Origin of the sequence: Vibrio cholerae ATCC 14035, from assembly GCF_000621645.1 — a bacterium.
GTDB lineage: Bacteria > Pseudomonadota > Gammaproteobacteria > Enterobacterales > Vibrionaceae > Vibrio > Vibrio cholerae.
In genome coordinates this window covers 121,753-145,612 of record NZ_JHXR01000010.1, presented here as the reverse complement: position 1 = coordinate 145,612, position 23,860 = coordinate 121,753, and the positions used below count along the sequence as shown (strand labels likewise).

17 protein-coding genes are annotated in these 23,860 nt (G+C 47.5%); 11 read left to right on the top strand and 6 right to left on the bottom strand.

Annotation, left to right across the window (positions count from 1 at the left end; all coding sequences use genetic code 11):
* Nucleotides 1-163: 163 nt before the first annotated feature.
* From T411_RS0107545 to T411_RS0107525, 5 genes are read left to right on the top strand one after another with little or no spacing between them, the layout of a single operon-like run.
* A complete protein-coding gene (locus T411_RS0107545) occupies nucleotides 164-2,161 on the top strand; it encodes a prolyl oligopeptidase family serine peptidase (protein WP_000771555.1) in 1,998 nt (665 codons plus the stop codon).
* Nucleotides 2,161-4,302, top strand: coding sequence for a TonB-dependent hemoglobin/transferrin/lactoferrin family receptor (locus T411_RS0107540; RefSeq protein WP_000777824.1), 2,142 nt, complete (start codon nucleotides 2,161-2,163; stop codon nucleotides 4,300-4,302). Before T411_RS0107545 ends, T411_RS0107540 begins: the two co-directional genes overlap by 1 nt.
* A 9-nt stretch (nucleotides 4,303-4,311) precedes the next feature.
* The gene (locus T411_RS0107535) at nucleotides 4,312-6,618 is read left to right on the top strand and encodes a proprotein convertase P-domain-containing protein (protein ID WP_000843249.1); all 2,307 of its coding nucleotides are present in this window, start codon (nucleotides 4,312-4,314) and stop codon (nucleotides 6,616-6,618) included.
* A complete protein-coding gene (locus T411_RS0107530) occupies nucleotides 6,615-8,057 on the top strand; it encodes an Lcl C-terminal domain-containing protein (protein WP_000873764.1) in 1,443 nt (480 codons plus the stop codon). Before T411_RS0107535 ends, T411_RS0107530 begins: the two co-directional genes overlap by 4 nt.
* Complete coding sequence (locus tag T411_RS0107525) at nucleotides 8,054-8,614, top strand: Lcl C-terminal domain-containing protein (protein ID WP_000855100.1); 561 nt, start codon at nucleotides 8,054-8,056, stop codon at nucleotides 8,612-8,614. Before T411_RS0107530 ends, T411_RS0107525 begins: the two co-directional genes overlap by 4 nt.
* Before the next feature lie 133 nt (nucleotides 8,615-8,747).
* Here T411_RS0107525 and T411_RS0107520 read toward each other — a convergent pair whose 3' ends face one another.
* Entirely contained in the window at nucleotides 8,748-10,391 is a 1,644-nt protein-coding gene (locus T411_RS0107520; RefSeq protein ID WP_001249514.1) for a methyl-accepting chemotaxis protein, read from the bottom strand.
* Nucleotides 10,392-10,761: 370 nt separating this feature from the next.
* On the opposite strand from T411_RS0107520, the gene T411_RS0107515 reads away from it, so the two are divergent.
* From T411_RS0107515 to pstB, 4 genes are all read left to right on the top strand, one after another.
* A complete protein-coding gene (locus tag T411_RS0107515) occupies nucleotides 10,762-11,583 on the top strand; it encodes a phosphate ABC transporter substrate-binding protein (protein ID WP_000754388.1) in 822 nt (273 codons plus the stop codon).
* A gap of 77 nt (nucleotides 11,584-11,660) precedes the next feature.
* A complete protein-coding gene (pstC, locus tag T411_RS0107510) occupies nucleotides 11,661-12,581 on the top strand; it encodes a phosphate ABC transporter permease subunit PstC (protein ID WP_000150746.1) in 921 nt (306 codons plus the stop codon).
* A gap of 5 nt (nucleotides 12,582-12,586) precedes the next feature.
* Nucleotides 12,587-13,450, top strand: coding sequence for a phosphate ABC transporter permease PstA (gene pstA, locus T411_RS0107505; RefSeq protein WP_001912363.1), 864 nt, complete (start codon nucleotides 12,587-12,589; stop codon nucleotides 13,448-13,450).
* A 28-nt stretch (nucleotides 13,451-13,478) separates the two neighbouring features.
* Nucleotides 13,479-14,234, top strand: a complete 756-nt coding sequence (gene pstB, locus T411_RS0107500; RefSeq protein WP_000858875.1) for a phosphate ABC transporter ATP-binding protein PstB — start codon at nucleotides 13,479-13,481, stop codon at nucleotides 14,232-14,234.
* Between the two features lie 46 nt (nucleotides 14,235-14,280).
* Here pstB and T411_RS0107495 read toward each other — a convergent pair whose 3' ends face one another.
* From T411_RS0107495 to T411_RS0107475, 4 genes are all read right to left on the bottom strand, one after another.
* Nucleotides 14,281-15,381, bottom strand: coding sequence for a GGDEF domain-containing protein (locus T411_RS0107495; protein WP_001097198.1), 1,101 nt, complete (start codon nucleotides 15,379-15,381; stop codon nucleotides 14,281-14,283).
* Nucleotides 15,378-15,845: a putative pterin-binding protein gene (locus T411_RS0107490; RefSeq protein ID WP_001890274.1), complete on the bottom strand. Its 468-nt coding sequence runs from the start codon at nucleotides 15,843-15,845 to the stop codon at nucleotides 15,378-15,380. The genes T411_RS0107495 and T411_RS0107490 overlap by 4 nt, the downstream gene beginning before the upstream one ends.
* Nucleotides 15,846-16,135: 290 nt before the next feature.
* Complete coding sequence (locus tag T411_RS0107480) at nucleotides 16,136-17,512, bottom strand: YjiH family protein (RefSeq protein ID WP_001153650.1); 1,377 nt, start codon at nucleotides 17,510-17,512, stop codon at nucleotides 16,136-16,138.
* Between the two features lie 435 nt (nucleotides 17,513-17,947).
* The gene (locus T411_RS0107475; RefSeq protein ID WP_000457413.1) at nucleotides 17,948-19,609 is read right to left on the bottom strand and encodes a SulP family inorganic anion transporter; all 1,662 of its coding nucleotides are present in this window, start codon (nucleotides 19,607-19,609) and stop codon (nucleotides 17,948-17,950) included.
* A gap of 337 nt (nucleotides 19,610-19,946) precedes the next feature.
* Between T411_RS0107475 and T411_RS0107470 the strand changes: the two genes are divergently transcribed.
* Together T411_RS0107470 and shyA are read left to right on the top strand one after the other, a co-directional pair.
* Entirely contained in the window at nucleotides 19,947-20,246 is a 300-nt protein-coding gene (locus T411_RS0107470; RefSeq protein ID WP_000608713.1) for an isoamylase early set domain-containing protein, read from the top strand.
* A 191-nt stretch (nucleotides 20,247-20,437) separates the two neighbouring features.
* Nucleotides 20,438-21,730, top strand: coding sequence for a peptidoglycan DD-endopeptidase ShyA (shyA, locus tag T411_RS0107465; RefSeq protein ID WP_001882946.1), 1,293 nt, complete (start codon nucleotides 20,438-20,440; stop codon nucleotides 21,728-21,730).
* Nucleotides 21,731-21,831: 101 nt separating this feature from the next.
* Here the strand turns inward: shyA and T411_RS0107460 are convergent, their stop codons facing one another.
* Nucleotides 21,832-23,667, bottom strand: a complete 1,836-nt coding sequence (locus tag T411_RS0107460; protein WP_000204840.1) for a putative bifunctional diguanylate cyclase/phosphodiesterase — start codon at nucleotides 23,665-23,667, stop codon at nucleotides 21,832-21,834.
* Between the last annotated feature and the right edge of the window lie 193 nt (nucleotides 23,668-23,860).

Genomic DNA, 23,860 nt, shown 5'->3' with positions numbered 1-23,860 from the left:
CGTCTGTGAAGGGCGGTTTTTTTATGCCCAATAAATGGGGTTTCGTGGTGTATATCAAGGAATAGAATTTTTGCTCTAAAATAATACAAATGATAATTGATCTTATTTAGATTTATGTTAGAGTGGCGACCGATTTTTATTTGTTATAGTTGTCACATTTTCGATGAAACTGCTCAATGTATTGCTGTTAACGACATCTCTGTCGGTTTTTTATACTTATGCAGAGACGGATTATCAATGGTTACGCGATGACTCGCGTTCGGAACCTGCGGTGAAGCAGTTTTTGGCTGAGCATAATCGAAAAACCGATCATTGGTTTGCACCTGCCAAGCCACTGGTGCAAGAGTTGGTCAATGAATGGCAACAAACTTCACAGCATAAAGCGCCTCCGCCTGCGCTTATCTACGCAAACCAGCAGTACAACGATATTCAATGGAATGGTCATCGGCACATCGTCAAGATAGGTGCTCAAGGCCAAATTGAGCCTCTGCTGAATCTTAGCGCGCGTGCAGAGCCGTTTGATTATTACCAATTGGCTTCTTGGTCACTTGATCGCTCAGTCCAATCGGTAGCGTTGGCAGAAGATACGCGGGGTGACGAGCAGTTTAAGCTGACGATCGTGCGTTTAGCCGATCGCACCGAGCAGATCGTTTCAGAAACAGCGAGCACTTACTTTGCTTGGGCGGCCGATGGCAAAAGCCTCTACTACTTATCTGATCTCAATGGGTCTACCCAGCTGCAGCGTTTTGAGCTAGAAACGGGTCAATCAACGAGGCTTGCAGAGTGGCGCTCGGCAGAGTGGCTGTTCTCGCTCTATTCTGCAAGCAATCCACGCTATATCGTGGTACAGCAAAATAATGAAAACTCGACTCAGCAGCGCCTGCTGGATACCCAAACCGGTGAGCTGATGCCATGGCTACGCACCACTGAGCTGGGGCTGGAATATTATGCCGATGTGCTGGGTGAGACACTTTACATCAATAGCAACCATGAGGGGGCATTTCGTCTCTATCGTCAGCCGTTACACACTAAACAGGAATGGCAAAGCGTCACAACACATAAAGAAATCGGCTCACTGAGCAACTTTTATCTGTTTGATGCTGGGATTGTGTTGGTGGAGAACCAAACTCTTGCACCGAAAGTTTGGGTTCTCGATAGCCAAGGCGAAGTGCGTACTCACTTTGAACTGCGCGATTTAGGTCAAGTGGCGTGGATCTCTCGCAATGGTGATGCTGCCAGTAATCGGCTGCGTGTACGTGCAATGTCAATGACGGAGCCTGCTAGCTGGCATGAGTTGGATGTGGCACAGTTACAGTGGCAACAGTTAAGCCAAGATCACTACGCAGACTTTGACCCGAAACAGTATCAAACCCAAACGGTATGGGTGACGCAAGGTGCCATCCAAGTTCCGGTGACACTGGCCTACCGCTCTGACAAACTGACCCCCAACAGCAGTGTGGTGCTGTATGGCTATGGCGCTTATGGCGTGACGATGAAGCCCTATTTCATGCCACAAATGGTCAGTTTGCTTGATCGAGGCATGATTTACGCGATCGCTCATGTTCGTGGTGGTGGATACCTTGGCGAGGCTTGGTATCAAGCTGGCGCTGGACTCAATAAACAAAACGGCATTGATGATTTCCTCGCGGCCGCTCGATATCTCACCCATTTTCAGCAAGGTGAGCGCGCCATTTATGCGATCGGCGGAAGTGCCGGCGGCACCTTGGTTGCTGCGGCGCTCAATCAGCAGCCCAACCTATTTGCGGGAGCTGTGCTGCAAGTGCCGTTTGTCGATGTGTTAGCCAGTATGAGTGATACCAGTCAAGCCTTGACGGCGCAGCAGTATCAAGAATGGGGTAATCCTCAACAGCCAGAGCAGCGTCAAGTGATGCAAGCTTATGATCCATTCAGCAATCTACGTGCTGCTCCTTACCCTCCGACGTTGGTTAATGTCGGTTGGTGGGACAATCGAGTGCCCTATTGGGAAGGGGCTCGCTATTTGGCACGTTTGAGTGATGTCTCACAAGGGGCTGGTCCTTACCTTTTATCAACCGATTTTCAGGCGGGTCACGCCAGTGATCGGCGTCAAGCGCTTGAAAAGCAGGCGCGTGAATATGCGTTCTTTCTCACCTTAGATAAAACCAGAAAAGCGGGGCAGTAATGAAGCTTTCTCCAGTATCAGCTGCGGTACTTAGCGTACTCGCGGCAGGGTTCGCTCATGCCGAAACTGAGCCTAGCCACTACGAAGAAGTGGTGGTGACGGCCAATCGCATTGAGCAGCCTTTGTCAGAAGTGGCGGGCTCAGTGGCAGTGCTTGAAGGGGAAACCCTTGAAAAGCAAGGCAAGACCGAGTTGTACGATGCATTGAATCAAGAGCCGGGTGTCAGCGTGACTGGCGGAGCGGGACGCCCACAAAATATTACGATTCGTGGCATGACCGGCAACCGGATAGCGATTGTTCGTGATGGCATTCAAAGTGCGGATGGTTATGGCGCTGCAGATATTAACGACAAGTATGGCCGTAACACATTTAGCCTGAGCAATGTGAAACAGATCCAAGTGGTGAAGGGCGCGAGTTCAACCCTATACGGTTCTGGTGCGATTGGTGGCGTCGTGATCATCGAAAGTAAAGCGCCGGAAGATTATTTGTACCACCGTGATTATTACGTGGATGCCGCATTGACCTACTCAGGCATCAGCAACCGCTACCAAGGTAACCACGCGTTAGCCATGCGTCACGGTGATGGCGAGGCGCTGCTCACGATCGACTACTGGCAAGGTGAAGAGACACGTAACTTTAATCAAGATCTGTATAACCGCGAAGTGGATGGTTACAACCTTGGGTTCTCCCATCATTATTGGTTAAACGATGCGCTGCGTTTAAAAACGCACTTAGAGTATTTTGATGATTATGCCAAGCGTCGCGAAGGCACCTCTTCTATCCAAAAAGATGACAAGTGGGATCTGGTCAGCTTTTACGAGTATCAACGCAGCCAAACGCGTCTGGCCAGCGTTGGTGCCGATTACACGGCTAATCTAAGTTGGATGGATACGCTGGAAGGAAAATTCTACTGGCGCAGTACAGAAAACATCACACAGACGAACCGTTTGATGGCGAATGATCGGTCTGGCGCTGGCATCCTCTCCTATCGTCGTGAACTGCGTGATGAAGGGTTCAATGATGAGGCGTTAGGAGCCACGCTCAATGCGCAAAAAGAGTGGCAACAAGGTGAGTGGCTGCATCAGTTTGCTTACGGTATGAGCGTTGATGGTCATGATTACCAGCGTCCGAAATCGATTCGACGGATGGAATCTTCAGGTGACGATTTACAAGCCGATGAGCCGTTTGCTCCTGCGCGTGAGTACCGTTTTGGCGTCTACGGACAAGACAATCTCCTCTTAGGCGATTGGACGCTGGCTGCGGGTTTGCGTTTTGATGCGCAAAAATTGAGCCCTAAAAATACCGATCGTATTCATGGCTACAAAGTGGTGACCATGGGGAGCAGTGAGTGGTCACCCAGTGCCTCAATCTCTTATCAATGGCATCCAGAATGGAATACTTACCTGAGCTACAACCACGGCTTCCGTGCGCCAAGTTATGACAAAGCGTATGGCGCAAGCGATCACAGTTTTGTCCCGCTAACGCCATTTATTATCAAGCCCAACAATAAGTTACGCGCTGAAACCAGCGACAGTTTCGAGTTGGGCAGCAAATACGACAATGGTCAGACGCAATTTTACGTGGCCGTGTTTTATTCCATCTTCGATAACTTTATTGATGTCAAACAAGTCGGTTATGACAACGCCACAGGGTCGGTGATTCAGCAGTACCAAAATATCGCGGGCGTCAAAACCTACGGGGCTGAAATGTCGGTAATGCATCGTCTAGATGATCGTTGGAGTGTCGAAAATAAGCTCGGATACGTGGATGGTAAAGATGGTGAAAACCAATACGTGCGCACCTTAACCCCACTAGAAGGGAGTGTGCAGCTCAACTACCAAAGAGAGCGATGGGACGCTTACAGCCGCCTGAACTGGGCGAGTGCCATGAGCCGAGTGCCGACTTGCACCACAGAGCAAGGCAAAGAAACTGAATGTGCCACGACCACAGGTTGGGTGAGTTGGGACATCGGCCTCAACTACCAATGGAACGCACAGCTGAGTGCCAGTTTCAACGTGGTTAACCTGCTCGATCGAGAATACACGCGCTATCAAGATGTCGCTGGTGTGACGCCAAGTGACACCCTCTATTCCACGGAGCCGGGACGCTATTTCACCGTGCACGCTAAGTATGTGTTCTAGGAATTTAAGATGAAATCAACGTTGACCTTAATTATAGCCAGTCTATTAGCCCCTTTAGCCTCAGCGGCGCAGTGGGATTATCCGGCCACCAGCGATAAAGTGCTGAACGAGGCGCAGGCACTGGCGTTTGTCGAAAAGTACTATCCACAAGTGGGCCAGCCAGCACTGCATTATCGCAAAACCAGCCTGCTTGGTACCCATTACAATTTTGACTTGACCCAAAATGGTGAAGTGCAGGCACAAAAAACGGTGGTTATCTCTACCGATAAGCAGGGCAATGTCACTCGAGTGTTTAAAAGCCTCAATGATACCGTGCTGGTTAACGGCGTGCCGAGTGTCGCCGCTGAATTGGTTGCCCCACAGCGTTTAACCGCTCTTCAACCGCCTGAATTAACGACGGGGAGCCCGATTAACGTTGACGTTTCGATTTTTGACCCTGACTTGCGCACCATGGATGGGTTGGCGGCCCCTGCGACGCCTTGGGCAACAATAGAGGATTATCCCAACCCTGCGCAGTATGTACGAACCGAAGTGTCATTGTTGCAATCGGGTGGCCGCTATTATCTTGCTAACGAGCGGGTAAAGATGGTCGATGCACAAGCCATCTTAGAAAAAGAAGCAAATAGCAGTACCTATGTTGAGAGTGGTGTTTCCCTTGCACCTGCTGATAGCGTCATCATGAGCTGGAGTTCGATCGCTGAGTTACAAGCCGTAAAAATGGAAGATGACGGTTTTAAACAGATCATGGCGTTTGCGCATCTGGATAATTCGCTACGCTATTTGAATTCGCTCGGTTATGACCTGTTCAATAAAGCCGATGGCTCAGGCATCGAACCAGTACTGTTTGATGCCGCCGCGCTCTCAACCAACAACTCCTCATACTATGTGGGCCCTAATGTCATTTTATTTGGTGAAGGCGTCTCTCACGATGCGCTGGATGCCGATATCATCTGGCATGAACTTGGTCATGCTATTCACTACCACATGGTTCCGGACTGGGCGTACGGCCATACTGGCGCGTTAGGCGAAGGGTTTGGCGACTATTGGGCGGGAGCGCACAGCTACCGTAACCAGTATGAACAAGGCAAAGCGTTTGAAATTGACACCCTGTTCAACTGGGATGGTTATTTTGGAACCACAATTTCCACTCGCAGTTTGGCTAACCTCGCGGCGCGTTATTACTCTGCAGGGGATTATCGTGCCCATGAGCGTGAAGCGGGTCATTTAGGTGATGAACTCTGGTCGACCCCTTTGTTTCAAAGCTTGAAGCAGGCGGTTGAGCAATATGGGGTCAGCGCCTTTGATGAGTTCAACACTGTAGTGTTGGAGTCCATGTTTGGCGTAGGGCGTGGGGTATTGATGCACGACCTTGCACAAAACATGCTGTATGTGGCCAACGCACTGTATCCAGATAAAGACTATAAGCTGATCTTACAGCGCAATTTGCAGCATCACGGTTTGCTGCAAGCACCGTTCCAAGCGGCGTTTGCTAAAAAGTACCTTGACCCGCTCGCAACTCAAAACCTTTACGTCAACGCGACAGAGCGCTCGGCAACGACGCAAGCCACGGTGGTGATGGCTGGGCAAACTCATACTTTTAGCCAAGACAATCTGGCTAATGTGGTGTGGCGATTGCCTGCACCAACCGATTACCAATGTGGTGTAGCGACCTCGGTTAAGGTCGATTTTAACTACCAGTATGCCCACTTCTTAGGCCAGCAAACTTGGCAGGCGGAGTTACCTGTCGTGTTTGGTCTTCCTAAGATGGCACAAACCTTTACGACCTTGAACTCAACCTTGCGTGATGCGCAGTTGAGCAGTGATGGCAAACTCGCTTCAGGTTTTAAAAGCTACAACTTCTTTGTGGAAGGCGCCGCACGCATCGTGGGCGATGATTTTGCGCTGCGCGTGAAACTTAGCCACAGCAATATGCAGGATTTGCGTATCACCTTGATTTCCCCACAAGGTACCCGAGTTGAGATCCTCAATAACCAAACCACGCCGGTTGCGCAGCTGGATGACTATTGGGTATTAGCGCATCAAAAGGCGCTGCAAGTGCTACGCGGTGAACGGTTAGATGGCAATTGGCGCTTGGAGATCCTCGATAATGTCGTGGGCAATGTGGGTACTTTACATTTATGGGGAGTCGGTGAAGTGACCCACTACACCTGTGATAAAGAAGTCAAAGATCAAACAAGCACGACCAATAGTGAAGAAGACGTCGCGGCGGGCAGTGGTTCTCTCACTTTAGGCTTGCTGCTTCTGCTGAGCGCTTTCTCTCGTCGTCGTTGGGCTAACAAGGGGACTCAATCATGAAATATCACTACTCTTTGATCAGTATGGCGCTACTGATGGCTGGTTGTGGCGGTGAAGATGCTGCGCTGGAGACGAGTCTGCCTGAATACGTTTTATCGGGCTCGTTGAGCGCGCAAAACGTCGCACTGAACAGCAAAATCTGCTTAGACCGTAACCAAAACTTCACTTGTGATAGCGGCGAATTTACCACCCAAGCGGACAGCAATGGTCGTTTTACGCTAAGAAGCTTGGATAAATCACTCTATTCATTGCCTATTTTGGCTGAAGTGAGCCGTGCCAGTGCTGCGCGCTCGGCAGACAATGATTCAGCCAATATTGTGCTTGCCGCTCCGGGGTTAAACCGAGCGGGGGATCGACTCATCAACGGTGTGAGCACCCTGTTTGCGGCGTTAATGGTGGCTGGTTACACCGAAGCCGACGCAATTAAACTCTTTCTCGCCCAGCTCGAACAGCGTGGCATCTCCGCTCCCCGGGATCTGCAGACGCTATTTACGCAAAATTCATTAGCCCAGCTTGAAGCCAATATGCTGGAGATTTTGCCACTCATCGCCACAGAAAAGCGCACGCAAGTGCTAGCCGCCTTGGCGCAAACCTTTGGCGATGAACATCCTGGCATAGTCCACAACGCTTTGAGTGAGGTGCAGCTTACGGAGTACGTGACACAGTTGGCGAAACGCGTTCCTCGCCAAGTGCCGCTAAACGATACTGGGCTGGTCACTTTTTATGAAGAAGGGGGTGTTGTCGGTTATATCCCCAACAGTGATTATCCAGAGCAGGATGCCGAGTATGGTCGTGATGCTCTATCGGGCAAGTCAGCCTTCACGATGCGCAAACTCGATGCGGCGGGTAACCCACTGAGCGACAGCGCAAGTGAGTGGTCTTGTGTACGCGATGAAGTAACCGGATTGGTGTGGGAAGTGAAAAGTGCAGATACGACCTCGCTTAATCACAAAGAACGCCTGTTTGCCCTTGAGATCCCTGGGCGTTTTAGTCCTTATGCTGAGGATGTGGAAGAAGCCACCTGCCATAGTGCTGGTGATGAAGTCTGTACGACGGCGCAATACATTACACATCTAAACCAAACTGCGCGTTGTGGGATCCGTCATTGGCGATTACCAACCAGCCTAGAGTTGTTCAACCTGTTTGATTTTGGCGAGACTGGCGAAGAGGCGCAGGCATTGAGCGTGAGCTATTTTCCGCAGCAGAGCCAGAACGAAGATTACTCTGGCCATACTTGGACTTCTGCCGTGAGTTATATGAATTATTCGTTATTAATGGCTAATGGCTCCCACTCCTACAGATTTATTAGTCACTTAGGCTTAGCTAAGGGTGAAGTCAGCGTGATCGAAATCTATGACCAGAATAAAGAAGCGGATTCGGGTAGCTCCTTGCTGCTTCCAGTGCGTATGGTTGCCAACCCAGTGGAGAATCAAGAATGAAAACCCTCTCGACTATGGCCACTCTGTTGGCGTTGAGCTTACCGGTAATGGCGCAAGAGTGTGCAAGTGATATTATGCGCACCGCACCCAACTTACGTTATGTGTACAGCACCCAAGGAACAGTAAAAGACCTGCACACAGGGTTAACGTGGATGCGCTGCACCTTTGGCAAAGAGTGGAATGCTGAGCAAGGACGTTGTACAGGACAGGCGCAACCTCTGCGCTGGCAAGCGGCACTGCAAGAAGTGCAAGCGATCAATCACCCGGGTAGCCGTCACCGTTTACACCAGTTTGCGGGTGTTAAACAGTGGCGCATGCCAAACATCAAAGAGCTAAGCAGTTTGACCGAACAAGCCTGCTTTGCGCCAGCGGCGAATGAGACGGCGTTTGCCTCTGGCTTAGTGACCGAGGTGGGCAACTATGCCGCTTATTTATGGAGTAATACCACGCGTATTGAGCGTGAAGAAGCTTGGACGTGGGATGCCATTAACGGCGAGATTTATGCGTACTCGATTCACGCTCATGAAATGGGGTTGCTCCTTGTGGCGGATGAGTAATAGGCATGCTTATTTCTGCTGTCCCCATCTTGCTTGAAGGGCAGTGGTGTTAGCTCTAAAAATAAGCGGCACGAAAAAGACAAAGGTCTGGCTTAGCCAGACCTTTTTTATGTCATAAAGAGCACCGAGTCATTTACACGCGAAAATACTGGAGCTGCTGGTGTTGCTGCTCGGCAAGGTCGGACAGCTCATGGCTTGCTGCTGCTGATTGAGTAATGCCAGTCACATTTTGGCTAACCAGTTCATAAATATTGCTGAGGTTGCGGTTGATGTCTTTGGTCACTTGGCTTTGTTCTTCGGAAGCGGTTGCCACTTGCGCGTTGATCTGACCCAAGGCACTGATCGAATGATTGATTTCAGTGAGAGATGCACTGACTTTGGCTGCTAAAGATTGGTTTTGCTCAAGCAGGCTTAAGCTTGAATGCATACTGCTGTTAGCGGTATTGGATTGGTTTTGCAGCTCTTCAATAATGGCTTGGATCTCTTGAGTCGAGGTCTGTGTACGCGCGGCTAACATACGCACTTCATCGGCTACTACAGCAAATCCGCGTCCGCTTTCTCCCGCGCGAGCCGCTTCAATCGCGGCATTCAGTGCCAGAAGGTTTGTCTGCTCAGAAATACTACGGATCACTTCTGTTACATTACCAATGCGTTCAGATTGCTCCTTCAGTTGATTGACCACTTGTGCGGCTTCTCTGAGTTGGTCAGCCATTTTCGCGGTTGCGCGGTGGCTCTCTTCAAACATCCGTAAGCTTTGAGATGCCAGTTGGTTGGCTTGTTGTGCTGCGCCATCCGCACTGTGTGCATGATCAGTCACACTTTGTGCGGTGCTTTGCAGCTGGTTGACGGCTGAAGCCACTTGTTCAACTTCCTGTTTCTCTTGATCGGAGTTGACACTGGCTTGAGTCATCACCGTCGCTAATTCGGTTGAGGCAGAAGCGACATCGGTACTGATGCGCACTAAGCTCTCTACCGTTTGGCGCAGTTGAGTCACCGTGGCGTTGACATCACGGGCCAGAAGGGTGATTTCGTTATTGCCCTCTTCTTGGGCTTTAACCAGTAAATTACCTTTTGCGATTTCACGTACCGTTTGTTGCAACTGACGAATTGGGGTGACAATGATGCCCGCCAGTAGCCAACTACTTAGCGCAGCGACCAGTAAAATACCGATTAAAGCAAACGTGGATTGAGACATGACTGAATCGTGCTCATGCTCACTCTCATCAATGGTCGTCATAGCCACTTGGTTTAAGCGATTGGATAGCACATCGATGGCTTTAATCATCTCATTGCCCACCTTGCGATATTCTGCGGTGGCCTGTTCATACTGGGCGGTAAATCGCTCGTCTTTCTCTTGGTCACTGTGTTCGATGTTCAGTAATGGGATCATGGTTTGAATCGAGTAATCCACATAACGCTGCATAGCTTGTGTAAGCCCTGCGACTTCATTTTTCAGTTCGGGATTATCCGCAAGGCTGCGTAAGAGCGCCAAGTTTTCGGTTTGTTTTTCTTTAAGAACGTTAGGAAGGGCGGTCACTTCAGCGGGACGGAACAGACTATAAATGGCGCTGATGCGCATCGCATACGTGTTATCAATCAGAGTGGTGAGATTATCTTTATCGGTGATGAGTTGTTCAGTAGAGACGGTAACTTGGTGGAAGGCGGTTTTTAAGCTGGAGGTACTGAAGGTAATGCCAATGATCAGTAACAACAGAGTGAAAAATACCGGTACTACAACCTGCAGCTTGATAGACAAGCCGCTGAGTAACTGGCGCATGGTGATCCTCTTCTAAAAGTTATTAAGAATAATTATCGTTATTTAAAATAAATGCCCTCCGATAATAAGCATCAATGATGAGATTGCAATCGCTTGCAAACCAAGATTGATGACTAAACATTGACTCTGGTCACATTTTTATCCTGATGTTGCTGATGGAAGAAATAGTTAGCTTTTGGGGTGAATTTTTTGTTGCAACCTTGATAACCGCTTGGGTGAAAACGCTATGTCTGTGGATTTTATGAACAATAAGCGAAAGGTGTCATAGAGGGTTCAATTAAGTGAAACATAATTGTCATATTCACCGCCTAAAGTGAGCCTCGTTCAAGTGAAACACAACGGCAACCCAGCCACTTATAGGAAATTCGTGATGAAAAAGACAGTAATCGGTGCTATCGCTCTTATGGGCGCACTTGCAGTAACTCCAGTGATGGCGAAAGAGACAATTTCAGCTGTGGGCTCAAACAGTGTTACCCCATTGATGGAAGTGTTTTCTGAAACCTATGCTAAAAAGAATCCTGAAGTTTTCATTGAAGTACAAGGCCCAGGTTCTTCTGCGGGTATCAAAGCCGCGAAAAATGGCAGCGCAGATCTCGGTATGTCATCGCGCAATCTGAAAGACTCTGAAAAAGAGCCAACATTAATGGAAGAAGCGATAGCGCTTGACGGTATCGCAGTCGTAGTTCACCCAAGCAATGCGGTGAAAGGTCTGACAGCGGAACAAGTTTCTGAAATCTACAAAGGTGAAATCACCAACTGGAAACAAGTTGGCGGTGAAGATAAGCCAATTGTTGCCGTCACTCGTGACACTGCTTCAGGCACTCGTGGTGCTTTCGAAGACATCATGTCTCTGAAAAAGAAAATTGCGGATAAAGAAGTCTCTGCCATTTCTCAACGTGCTCAAGTCGCGAATGGTAACGGTGCACTAAAAACCATCGTTGCTTCTAACCCTTATGCAATTGGTTACATTTCGCTCGGTACTGTCGACACATCAGTTCACGCTCTATCTGTGGATGGTGTAGAAGCGAGCGTTGATAACGTGAAAAACGGTACTTACAAAGTTTCTCGTCCGTTCCTCGTGCTTTACCAACAAGGTAAACCATCAGCACAAGCACAGAAATTCTTACAGTGGATGCTGTCTCCAGAAGCACAAAAGATTGTCGCTGATAAAGGCTACATCGCAGTTAACTAACACGCTTTACTCCTTTGCCCGACCCAATTTGGGTCGGGTACTTTATTTACATCGACCTTAGTTCGATAGGTGATTTTATGACCATCGCAACAAATAGTGACAAGCTTATGGATAATACCTCTATGCGTAGTTTGCGTGAGCAACGACGTGTTGACTGGAAAGAACGTATCTTTCACGGTTTGTTTATGACCAGTGCTGTGATCGGCATTTTGTCTCTAGCCATCATTGCTTACTTCATTGTTCGTGAAAGTATCCCTGCTTTCCAAGAAGCGGGAGTCACCGGCATAGTGCTCGGACAAGACTGGTTACCACCTGCACTGTTTGGCGTGGCGACCATGATTGTCGCTTCTGTCGTCTCAACCTTTGGGGCTGTGATTGTGGGGGTTCCGGTTGGTGTTCTCACGGCTATTTTTATCGCTGAAGTGGCTCCCAAACGGGTAGCGGATGTGATACGCCCTGCAGTTGAATTGCTCGCCGGTATTCCTTCTGTGGTCTATGGCTTCTTTGGCTTGGTGATCATCGTTCCGCTGATTCAAGATGTCTTTAATGTGCCTGCGGGTAACACGATTCTGGCAGGTATCATAGTGTTGGGCGTCATGATCCTTCCCACCGTGATTACGGTCTCTGAAACCTCGATTCGCGCGGTACCGCGTGCTTACAAAGAAGGTTCACTCGCACTGGGTGCTTCAAGCATCTACACCATCTTCAAACTGCTGGTTCCCGCCGCGCGTTCCGGGATCATGACGGGCGTTATCTTGGGTATTGGTCGCGCTCTGGGTGAAACCATGGCGATCATCATGGTGATGGGTAACGCACCTGCGATGCCAGAAGGCCTACTTGATTCGGCGCGTACCCTGACAGCCAACATTGCGATTGAAATGTCTTACGCCAGTGGCATCCATGCTAATGCACTCTACGCCACAGGTGTGGTACTGCTGGTATTCATCATGATGCTGAACGGTGCGTTGCTGTATTTAAACCGTGAGAAAGCGAGGTAATGACGATGGATCGCGTAAAACTGAAACAAGCGCGTGTGCTCAAAGACAATATCTTGCGCACGTTTATTTGGATTTCTGCGGCGCTGACCGTCGGCTTCTTGTTCTGGATCATCTGGTACATCTTGTCCAACGGTCTGCAACACGTTAACTGGAAATTCGTTACTGATAATTACACCCACACGGGCGATGAGCACGGTATTTTCCCGATGATTGTCTCGACCGTGTATATGGTTGTCGCTTCGATCGCGGTCGCAGCGCCTATTGGTATCATGACAGCGATTTACTTGACGGAATACGCCAAAGTCGGCAGCCGTTTGGTCAAAATCATTCGCTTCTGTACCGAGTCACTGGCGGGGATCCCTTCGATCATTTTTGGTCTGTTCGGTATGACCTTCTTCGTGGCGATTTTGGGCTTAGGCTTCTCGATTCTTTCCGGTGCATTAACTCTCAGTATCTTGATCCTGCCAGTCATTATTCGTACCACGGAAGAAGCCTTAATGGCGGTACCACAAACCTACCGTGAAGGCTCGTATGGCGTGGGTGCTTCAAAAATTTACACCATCCGCCGGCTAATTTTGCCAAGTGCTATGCCGGGGATTTTAACTTCTGTCATTTTGAGTATTGGCCGTGTCATTGGTGAATCTGCCCCAGTATTTTTAACCGCGGGTATGGTGGCGCGTATTCCAGATTCTCTGCTAGATTCTGGACGCACCTTGACCGTTCACTTGTACAAACTGACCACAGAGCTGTTCACTATTGAAGAATGGAACCAAGCTTATGGCACCGCCACTGTGCTGATTGTTGTGGTTTTGCTGATCAACATGATCACCAAGCTCATCGCCAAACGATTCAATACTGCGACCTATTAAGTCATTGACAGAATTTAGAGATAACACAATGAAAACGACCAAATTCAACATTGAAAACCTCGACCTGTTTTACGGTGAGAACCAAGCCCTGAAATCGATTAATCTGCCGATTCCTACGCGTCAAGTGACAGCACTGATTGGCCCTTCTGGTTGCGGTAAATCAACCCTGTTGCGCTGCCTGAATCGTATGAATGATCTCATTGAGGGAGTCACAATTACCGGTAAGCTGACCATGGATGGCCAAGATGTGTATGGCAATATCGATGTGTCTGATCTGCGTATCCGCGTTGGTATGGTGTTCCAAAAACCCAACCCATTCCCAATGAGTATTTATGAAAACGTGGCCTATGGTCTGCGTGCGCAAGGTATCAAGGACAAAAAGCATCTTGATGAAGTGGTTGAACGTTCACTGCGTGGCGCAGCGCTATGGGATGAGGTAAAAGATCGTCTTAAATCTCATGCCTTTGGTTTATCAGGTGGCCAGCAGCAGCGTCTTTGTATCGCGCGCACCATCGCCATGGAACCCGATGTGATCTTGATGGATGAGCCGACTTCGGCACTTGACCCAATTGCGACCCACAAAATAGAAGAGCTGATGGAAGATCTTAAGAAGAACTACACCATCGTTATCGTGACTCACTCAATGCAGCAAGCGCGCCGTATTTCAGACCGTACTGCATTCTTCTTAATGGGTGAGTTGGTTGAACACGATGACACTCAAGTCATTTTCAGTAACCCACGCGATGATCGTACCCGTGGTTATGTGAATGGTGATTTTGGTTAATGAATACTGGCAAATTATAACTATAAGCGATGGTAAACTTTGCCCCTCACGATGAGGGGCTTTTTTGTAGGAATTTCATTTCATACATGTTTTTATCTGCCAGATGGATCAACTGGCTCAAATTGGTGCTGTCGAGTGGATAAGTACTGACCCCGACGCTGGTGTTGAGTTTGGCTCGTAAATCGCCACTTAATTCAAATTCATGGTCGAAACACTGTTTGATCATGCGCTGCATCATCATCTGCTCGGTCGAATTGATGCTGCTTAGGATGATGGCAAATTCATCTCCCCCCATCCGAAATACACGATAATCGAATGAAGGAATCGAGTTGTTTAAGCGATAAGCAACCTGTTTGAGTACCGCATCGCCCATTGGATGTCCGTAGGTATCATTAATTTGTTTAAAACCATTCAGATCGAGCAAAAAGAGAGAGAATCCACCGCTGCGGCGGTGGCGTTCTAATTCGGCGAACATGGCTGTACGGTTTTCCAGCCCTGTTAATGGGTCCGTTAAGGCCAAGACTCTATGGTGCGTGGCCTCTTTATGCAAAATAAAACTCACCAGTCCCACACAGCTAAACGTCAACAAAATTAACGCAAACTGGATGCGACTGAGGTAATTCAGTTTCTCTTTTTGCTCTACATACAAAGGACTTTGCATTCCAAATGTGCGGTTTATGAACTGAATAAAAATCTCCAGCTCTTGTTGGGCGGCAACAATAAAAGTTTGTAAGCTTTCTGGATTTTTGGCCGCAAGCAGTAGCGGTTCAAGTTGTTTAAAGCGCGCAAACGCGGCTTGGAAGAATTCGCGAGTGCTGGGCATGCCTATAATGCCGTCGGCTTCTGGGCTATTGAGGATCAGATCAAAACGGCTCCAAGTCAGCTCATATTTCACCATCACATCGCGCTGGTTGATCTCCGACTCCAATAGGTAGGGGGAGAGCGCCAGCATCTCAGTAAACTCTTTATTGAGCTGGAATAAGAACCAGATCGCTTGGTTAGTATGCGAAGAGTAAGACTTAGATAAATCGCGAGTACTGTTGATCAAATACAAATTGGCCAAAATCAGAATCGCCGACATGAAGATCAGCAGTGTTTTGGCATGTAAGATCAGCGGGTGGAGCGTTTTCTGAGTTTGTGTATTCATGGCTTCTTATGAATCAAAATTTGACTTATCTGCCAAACCATATGGGTGTAATAAACGGAGTTCTTCAGTTTTGGATTTTGATCTAAGTTATACACCAACCAAAAAGGGCCTTTGTGACGAATTTTCATCTCATTACCGTCCATGTAGTACGCCACAATCGGTTCATAATATTGAATATCCGCTATCGAAATATTAGCAGCGTAGTCATTCAATGCCATAAAAGTCACCGATTTGACGTGATCTTGCTGTAGATAATCAAGCAAATCGCTCACTTTAAAACCCGTAAAGCGATGTGAACCATGAATCCATGGCAGTCCAGTGGTAAAAGAAACTGCAGGCAGTTCAGTGGCTAGCTCTTGCAATGAAAATACCTTAGGCGGCGCGTCTGCGATTTGTATCGTGATGTTCGATGCCAAAGCGAAAGAGCTGCACCACAAGGTCAAGATCAGCAATATCCATCTCATTATTGATTATTCCGCACTGTTATCCCCTTCCTCGTTGAAGCTGCAGCGGTGTTGGCTGCGTCTGTTTCCAAGTCGTGTGGATATCGATTGTGTTCTACTTCTCAACCTAAAGTTGCAGGGCTATTGATTACAACTTGACGGCTAATCATCATTATTTGGTTGAATTATAGGCGGAGTCAGATGATATGAAAATCACTGATATTAATAAGATTGATGATAAAAAGGCTCAAAAATGAGATTTTGTATAAGAAAAGCGCCATGCTGATGGCGCTTCTTAATAGGGAGACAGATTAGAACAGCAGATGTGCGACTGCGGCAATCACCGACAGAGTGATCAGGGTGCGCAAAATGAAAATGACAAACAGCTCGACAATATTGACTGGGATGCGGCTACCGAGCAGTAGTGCACCGACTTCAGACATATAGATAAGCTGAGTCACAGACATCGCTGCAATGACAAAGCGTGTCATTTCGTTATCGATAGAGGCCGCTAAAATGGCCGGAATAAACATATCCGCAAAGCCAACCACAATGGTTTTTGAAGCCGCGGCAGCCTCTGGTACGCCCAGCAGCTCTAAAAACGGAATGAAAGGTTGGCCAAGCAGGGAGAATACCGAAGTATATTCAGCAATCACCAAGGCAATAGTGCCAAGCCCCATCACGACAGGCAGTACGCCAAACACCATATCGACGGCGTTACGTATGCCTTCACCGATCACCGATTGGACGGATTTAACTTTTGCCGCTTTGGCTAAAGCCAGCTCCATGCCCCAAGAAAACGCACTGTGACCTTCCGGGATCGCATCGGCATCAGGATGAGGCTTGCTGCCATCGATATAAGTATCTTTTTTCCATGACAAAGGAGGAAGGCGAGGGATAACTACTGCTGCCACCAATCCCGCTAAACAGACTGCACCATAGAAAGGTAGGAATAGGTGTTCAAGCTCGACTTGGGCGATCACCACTAAGCTAAAAGTGATCGATACCGCAGAGAAGGTTGTGCCAACTACCGCTGCTTCACGTTGGGTGTAGAATTTTTCTTCGTATTGTTTACTGGTGAGTAGGATGCCTACGCTACCATCGCCCAGCCATGAAGCCATACAGTCGATTGCGCTGCGACCCGGTAGATTGAATAAAGGGCGCATCACTTTGCTCAGTAAGCTGCCAAACAGCTCTAACAAGCCAAAGTTAAGCAGCAAAGGTAACAGTAAGCCTGCGAAAATAAACACGGAAAATAGCGTTGGGAGCAGGCCTTGCAAAACCAGTCCACCCGTATTTTCTTCCCAAATCGCTTTTGGACCGATTTGGAAAAATGTCATGATCACGGCAGCTCCGCCAATCACACGCACGGTTAACCAAAGCCAAGAAGGATTAAACAAACTGTTTAAGAAAGGACGAGACATGACCCAACTTGGTTTAAAGACTTTACAGATAACAGAGGCAACCGACATAAAGGCGATGATTGCCGTAACGACAGTCACCAGAGAATCCCCAAACAGCGCTTGAACGGACTTGGCCAACACCGCCACTGGAATGGTTAACGATCCATCGTAACTGATGGGAGCCATAAAGAGGAAAAGCCCGATCAGAGAAGGGATCAGGAACATCCACAGATTACCTGTGCCAGCCTTCGCTGGTGGCTCTAAGGTTTGCGCGTTATCTTGCATTATTTATCTCTATTCATGCTGCGTCATTCAGACACACTGTTCAGTCGAAATTCGCCACACCTTGGCATAAAAATTCACTGCATTTCCGTATTTAATCAGCGGGCGCAAGAATATCTATTTTTGACACCCTACGCAATACTATTCATTTATTTTGGGTATGCATTCAAATTAATTTCCTGATGTTTCAAGCTTTGATGGTTTTTTGTATATTTATTGTTAAAAGTGTCATTGTTGATGAATAAGACCACAAAGCGATTGCTTGGTCATTGTGTGGCGTAAAGCATATTGTTAGCCACGAGTGTGGTAGTCAGCACTGCTGTAGCTTCGATTAAGAAGAGAATAAAAATAAAAAAGCCTCCTTGCTCTCGGAGGCTTAGGTTGAAGTATGGTCTTTCGCTTCGACTCGATGCGTAAATATCAAGTCGTTTACGTCAATCACTCGGTGGGTTGGGCTTCAATTTCCGTTAATGCTGCGCTGAGAGCGACTTCAAAAACGGGATAGACATTCTGCTCGCCGACCAGTTTGACTATGCCTGCTTTGACCAATTTTTGTGAGACTCGACTATTGGCACCTGAAATCAAAACCTTAATCCCACGTTTGTGGAAGCTTTGAATCATCTCTTCCAGCGTCTGAATACCCGTTATATCCATAAAAGGCACCCATTTTAAACGCAAGATTAAGATCTGAGGGGTTTCTTGAATACTGCCCATCACACGTTCAAACGTTTCTGCCGCAGCAAAGAAGAAGGGGCCTTCTAGCGCGTACACCGCCAGTTCACGAGGCAGTGTACTTCTGCCGTGTTGTGCCAGTTCGTAGCTCATCTCTTGCGAGCCGTTGGCCTTCACTTCAACGCTCGATGCCATGCGCTTTACAAAGTGCAACATAGCAATGATCACACCGATATTGACTGCCACGACCAGATCGGCAAACACGGTCAAACCGAAGGTGAGCAGTAGAATCGCCACATCAGCACGCGGTGCGCGCTTAGCCAGTTGTACAAAGTGCGGCGCTTCACTCATATTCCAAGCCACCACAAATAGAATCGCGCTCAACGTCGCGAGAGGAATATTCACCGCCAAAGGTGCGAGTACGAGCAGAATAATGACCAGCGTCAGCGCGTGCATGACTCCAGCGATTGGGCTATTGCCGCCATTACGAATGTTGGTCGCGGTTCGCGCGATCGCACCCGTTGCAGCAATACCACCAAATAGAGGGGCCACAATATTCGCAATCCCTTGTCCAACCAACTCTTGGTTTGAGTTGTGTTTAGTGCCAGCCATGCCATCAGCAACTACGGCGGAGAGTAAGGATTCAATTGCACCTAACATCGCAATCGCAAAGGCAGGACCAATCAGTTGAATCATTTGGCTTAGGCTAAGATCCGGTAGCGCAAACTCAGGTAAGCCTTGTGGAATACCGCCAAACGCTGACCCAATGGTTCTGACGCCATCAAACCCCACCACATATTGCAGCGACGTGACCACCACAAGGGCCAAAAGCGGCCCCGGAATTTTTGAGAGTTTGGGAATTTTCGGCCCAAAAATCACTAAAGCCAGAGACAGTAAAGCCAGCAGTGTTGTTGTGAGATGGAATTGTGGGAAAGCATGAAAAATCGCCACCAGTTTTTGATGAAAGTGCTCACCTTTAATTTCAGGAAGGCCAAAGAAGTCACGCCATTGCCCCACCCAAATGATCACCCCAATGCCTGAAGTAAAACCGACGATAACCGGGTCAGGAATATAGCGAATGATGCTACCTAATCGTGCGAGCCCCAATACCACTAGAATAAAGCCCGCCATGATGGTGGCAATTTGTAATCCAGCCACGCCGTGTTCGGCTACGATGCCTGCAAGAATAACAATAAACGCGCCGGTTGGGCCGGCGATTTGTACGCGTGAACCACCAAACAGGGAAACAATAATCCCCGCGATGATAGCGGTATAAATTCCTTGTTCTGGTTTTACTCCCGATGCAATGGCAAACGCCATGGCTAACGGCAGTGCCACCACCCCAACTATCAATCCTGCTGTAATATTGTTGACCCATTGTTTGGGTTGCAACTGACCGGCTTTATAGGATTCATAGATGGCAAACATAGTTGATCACCTTAACAAAAATAGGGAAATGAAAACGCCGAGGATTCTACGCTCATTTTATAGGCTGTAAAGGGCGGCTTCAGTTGACTGACCTATCGCTAGGCGGGCAGAGTCAAAAAATTAATCTTTTAATTTCATTGAATTAACTTCATGTAACGTCACATTTTCCCAACATTAACGGAAAAGACTGCGATTAATTGGAATTTCATGCGGAAAAACAGAGCACCGATGATTTTCAAGATATGCACTTAATTGAGAGATTGTAGGTTGAGTATAGATAACAAATTACCTATGATTCCTTCGGTTGGTTGTTTTTTGTTCGAAGATGGAGTTTGACATGATTAACAAGAAGTTCCTTAAAACAAAAGATGAAGTGGAAGTCACTTTTGAATGCGATGCCCCGCAAGCGGCCTCTGAAGTGGCGATTGTGGCCGATTTTTTAGGTTGGCAGCCTGAGCCAATGAAAAAAGTGGCCAAATCAAGCACGTTCAAATTTAAAACTCGTTTGCCGAAAGATCGTGAATTTCAGTTCCGTTATTTGCTCGATAAACAAGAGTGGGTCAATGATCCCCATGCTGATCAGTATATTGCTAACGGTTTTGGCGAAGAAAACTGTTTGTTAACCACCTATCAGTGATTTGGGTAGCATTTTTTTACGAAAGCTCAAAAAATCACAAACAACTAAGTTGCTGCTAGCACACAAAATCCTCTATTTTTGAAAGGCACAAATGTGCCTTTTTTGCTTTAAATTGACGAAAGCGTAGGTGACAAACCGCGCTGAAACCCTTACTCTTGGCCGAGTTTTGACTTTTTTCCACAGGTAAACTGGTGATATCTAAATCTATTATTTTGCGATTTTCTGAGCTTTCAATGCGAAAGAAAGCGACACTAGTAGGTTTGCCGCTTTTGGCTGTGGCCGCGATATCTTCTTCGCTAAACAGTCCCACGCGGCAACAACGTATTGAGTTGTCTCTTCCAGAATCTCCGCTCGTACAGTTCTCTTCAGCAGAACATACTGTAGAAGTGGTCAAAGTGGGCCATCCGGATTATGAATATGAAATCAAGCCGGGTGATAACCTAAGTACTATCTTTAATCAGCTTGGTTTTGCTTATACCGAGCTAATGAAAGTCATGGAAACTGACTTAAACTACCTCGCTCTTGATACGTTACGGCCGGGTAACGTGCTGCGTTTTTGGAAAGGCAGCGATAACACCTTGGCCAAAATGGAGCTGGAGTTTAGCCTCGTTGACCGCGCCGTTTATACGCGTTTAAACGATGGTAGCTACGAATTTGAAGAGCGCAAAATTCCTGGTACGTGGAAGGTTGAGCCTCTGATTGGTGAAGTGGACGGTAGCTTTTCTCTCTCGGCTAATCGTGCTGGCCTTGGTGCCGCCGATGTGGATCAAATCGTCACTCTGCTGAAAGACAAAATTAATTTTGGCCGTGATTTGCGTCGTGGCGATCGCTTTGAAGTCGTACTATCGCGTCAGCTCGTCGGAGAAAAGCTCACCGGTAATTCTGAAATTCAGGCGATTAAAATCTTCAACCGTGGCAAAGAGATTACCGCGTATCTGCACCAAGACGGTCAGTATTACGATAAGAATGGTGATAGCTTGCAACGCGCTTTCCAACGTTATCCGGTGGACAGCAAGTGGCGTATTTCATCAAACTTTGACCCGAGACGTCTGCATCCAGTGACCAAGCGCGTAGCGCCGCATAACGGTACAGACTTTGCGATGCCAATTGGTACTCCTGTGTATACCTCAGGTGATGGTGTTGTGGTCATGACACGTAATCACCCTTATGCGGGCAACTATGTGGTGATTCAGCACGGTAATACTTACATGACGCGCTATCTGCACTTGAGCAAGATTTTGGTCAAGAAAGGGCAGAAAGTATCGCGTGGTCAGCGGATAGGATTATCGGGTAATACCGGCCGTGTGACAGGTCCTCATCTGCACTATGAGTTAATCGTGCGTGGTCGTCCTGTCAACGCCATGAAAGCCAATATCCCGATGGCAAGTTCAGTGCCGAAGAAGGAGATGGCGCAGTTTATTGCCAAGCGCAAAGAGCTTGACCAGATGTTAGCTCGCCAAGAAAGCATGCTAGCAGCGCAATAAAATCGAGTGTGAATACAAAGCCCCGTTACGGGGCTTTGTCGTTTCTAGCCGTTGCTGTTTTGGCGTATCGTTTGGATTGAAGCCTGCGTTGAGAATATTGGTTAATTCGCCATTTGAGTTACATTCGTCCCTTTTTGCCAGCGTTCAATCATCACACTCGGTAAATCAGGTCGACTGAAGTAATACCCTTGAATTTGCTCACAGCCCATTTGATAGAGTTTATCCAGCGCTTGTTGGTTCTCTACCCCCTCAGCGACGAGATCGAGTTTAAGCTGGTTGGCAAGCTGAATAATCAACCATACGATACTCTCAGAGGTTTGGTTGGTAAGTAAGTTACGCACAAATGCTGCGTCAATCTTGATGCAATCAATCGGATAACTATGGATGTAGTTAAGGCTCGAATAACCTGTTCCAAAGTCATCCAAGGCAATTTTAAAACCCAATTCACGCAATATGGTGAGAATACTGCACACTTCTGCGGCCTTAGAGAGTAAAACCGTTTCTGTCAGTTCAATGGTGAACTCGTCGGCTTGAAAACCATAGGCTTTAATGGTTTTTAATAGATGCTCAAGGTAACGATTGGAATGCGTTAGCTCATCGGCGGAGCAGTTGATGCTTAAGCGAATTTTTTGGTCAATACCTTGTTCTAATTCTTGTTTCGCGATGCAGGCCAATTCGAGAATACGTTCGCCAAATTCGACAATCAGGCCAGATTGCTCTGCTGCTTCAATGAATTCCAGTGGTGTCACCACACCGAGCGTACTGCTATTCCAACGCGTTAAGATCTCAAAATAGTCCCAATTGCTTTGATGCTTTTTCACGATCGGTTGTACGACCACATACAGCTCAGTTTGATGAATTGGCTTACTCAATTCACTACGCAAAGCTTCAATGATTTGTGTACGCCGATAGTATTGATTGCTGAGTAAGTTGTCATAGAAACGAATGCGCGTGTTATGGTTCCGTTTACACTCTTTTAAAGCGAGACTTGCATTGAACAGTAATTGATCGGCATTGAGTTTTTCACCACTGTACTTGGCTATACCAATACTGACACTGATTTTGAGGCGACGATCTTGATCGATATAATCTTGCGCCAGCTTGTTGAGTATGGTTTGGCAGATCTTCATCGGCTCACGATCTGTGGTCAAAAACGCAAATTCATCAGCGGCGATGCGAAAAGCGTATCCTTCTTCGGGGACTGCTTGTTTTATCGCATCCGCGACAAATTTCAACACAAGGTCGCCTAAGTAGTGCCCATACAGATCGTTTATCGAACGAAACTCATCAATATCAAGAAAGGCTAGGGTGAAATGATGTCGGTCTTCTTGAACAAGAGCGGTCAGCTTCTCAGCCAAATCATTACGATTCATTAGACCTGTTAAATTATCATGGGATATTTCATGGCGTAGTTGGTTGACTAAACTTTGCGAGCGAGCGGCGATCTGTTGGCACTCCAAATCATGGGCGATCATTTGAGCCAAAATTTGATGGGTCAAAACTAAGTTATCGTACTGTTCCAATGGGCGAGTAAAGGTGGAGATCAGGATGCCGTAGTTTTCACCATTGGAGAACGAAATCGGGATCCCAAGATAGGCTTCAATCTGGTTTTCTACCAGATAGCCATCGGTAGGGAATCGTTCGGCGACTTGGTGTGTGAATAAGCAGTAAGGTTGCTGCATTAACCCGACTTGCTCACAAGGTGTGCCATGCAATTCGTAATCAGGCTCTAAACCACTGGGTTCAATACTGGCACAAGACAGGTTGTGTGCTTTATAGCGCATTTTGTCGAGCTCAATTACCATTGAACTGTGGCTATTAAACGTTTTATGCAGAAACTGTGTGGCTTGAGAAAGTAGCTCTGAACCGCAAAGCCCATTGAAGTGGTGTATGGCATCCAGACTCAGTTTCTCTGATTTCAATTGAGTGCTCGTCATACTTTGATCTCTCTAGCGGTAACTGACAATATGGAGCTCGTCACGGCGAAGTTCTCTGTCCAATAAGTTGGAAGGTAGTCCTTGCTTCCAAGCCATTTGGATTTATATGCATGTAGTTACTATTGATGAGTTCTGGATGATTTTCCACCCAATTTTTATGGATTAGTCATGGATTTTTAGGCTTACTTTTTTA

Excerpts from the sequence above, each read along its gene's own strand:
- T411_RS0107515 (WP_000754388.1), top strand. The coding sequence starts at position 10,762 with ATGAAAAAGACAGTAATCGGTGCTATCGCTCTTATGGGCGCACTTGCA.
- T411_RS0107490 (WP_001890274.1), bottom strand. The coding sequence starts at position 15,845 with ATGAGATGGATATTGCTGATCTTGACCTTGTGGTGCAGCTCTTTCGCT.
- pstC (WP_000150746.1), top strand. The coding sequence starts at position 11,661 with ATGACCATCGCAACAAATAGTGACAAGCTTATGGATAATACCTCTATG.
- T411_RS0107545 (WP_000771555.1), top strand. The coding sequence starts at position 164 with ATGAAACTGCTCAATGTATTGCTGTTAACGACATCTCTGTCGGTTTTT.
- T411_RS0107535 (WP_000843249.1), top strand. The coding sequence starts at position 4,312 with ATGAAATCAACGTTGACCTTAATTATAGCCAGTCTATTAGCCCCTTTA.
- pstA (WP_001912363.1), top strand. The coding sequence starts at position 12,587 with ATGGATCGCGTAAAACTGAAACAAGCGCGTGTGCTCAAAGACAATATC.
- T411_RS0107525 (WP_000855100.1), top strand. The coding sequence starts at position 8,054 with ATGAAAACCCTCTCGACTATGGCCACTCTGTTGGCGTTGAGCTTACCG.
- T411_RS0107470 (WP_000608713.1), top strand. The coding sequence starts at position 19,947 with ATGATTAACAAGAAGTTCCTTAAAACAAAAGATGAAGTGGAAGTCACT.
- T411_RS0107540 (WP_000777824.1), top strand. The coding sequence starts at position 2,161 with ATGAAGCTTTCTCCAGTATCAGCTGCGGTACTTAGCGTACTCGCGGCA.
- T411_RS0107480 (WP_001153650.1), bottom strand. The coding sequence starts at position 17,512 with ATGCAAGATAACGCGCAAACCTTAGAGCCACCAGCGAAGGCTGGCACA.
- pstB (WP_000858875.1), top strand. The coding sequence starts at position 13,479 with ATGAAAACGACCAAATTCAACATTGAAAACCTCGACCTGTTTTACGGT.
- T411_RS0107475 (WP_000457413.1), bottom strand. The coding sequence starts at position 19,609 with ATGTTTGCCATCTATGAATCCTATAAAGCCGGTCAGTTGCAACCCAAA.
- T411_RS0107520 (WP_001249514.1), bottom strand. The coding sequence starts at position 10,391 with ATGCGCCAGTTACTCAGCGGCTTGTCTATCAAGCTGCAGGTTGTAGTA.
- T411_RS0107495 (WP_001097198.1), bottom strand. The coding sequence starts at position 15,381 with ATGAATACACAAACTCAGAAAACGCTCCACCCGCTGATCTTACATGCC.
- T411_RS0107460 (WP_000204840.1), bottom strand. The coding sequence starts at position 23,667 with ATGACGAGCACTCAATTGAAATCAGAGAAACTGAGTCTGGATGCCATA.
- T411_RS0107530 (WP_000873764.1), top strand. The coding sequence starts at position 6,615 with ATGAAATATCACTACTCTTTGATCAGTATGGCGCTACTGATGGCTGGT.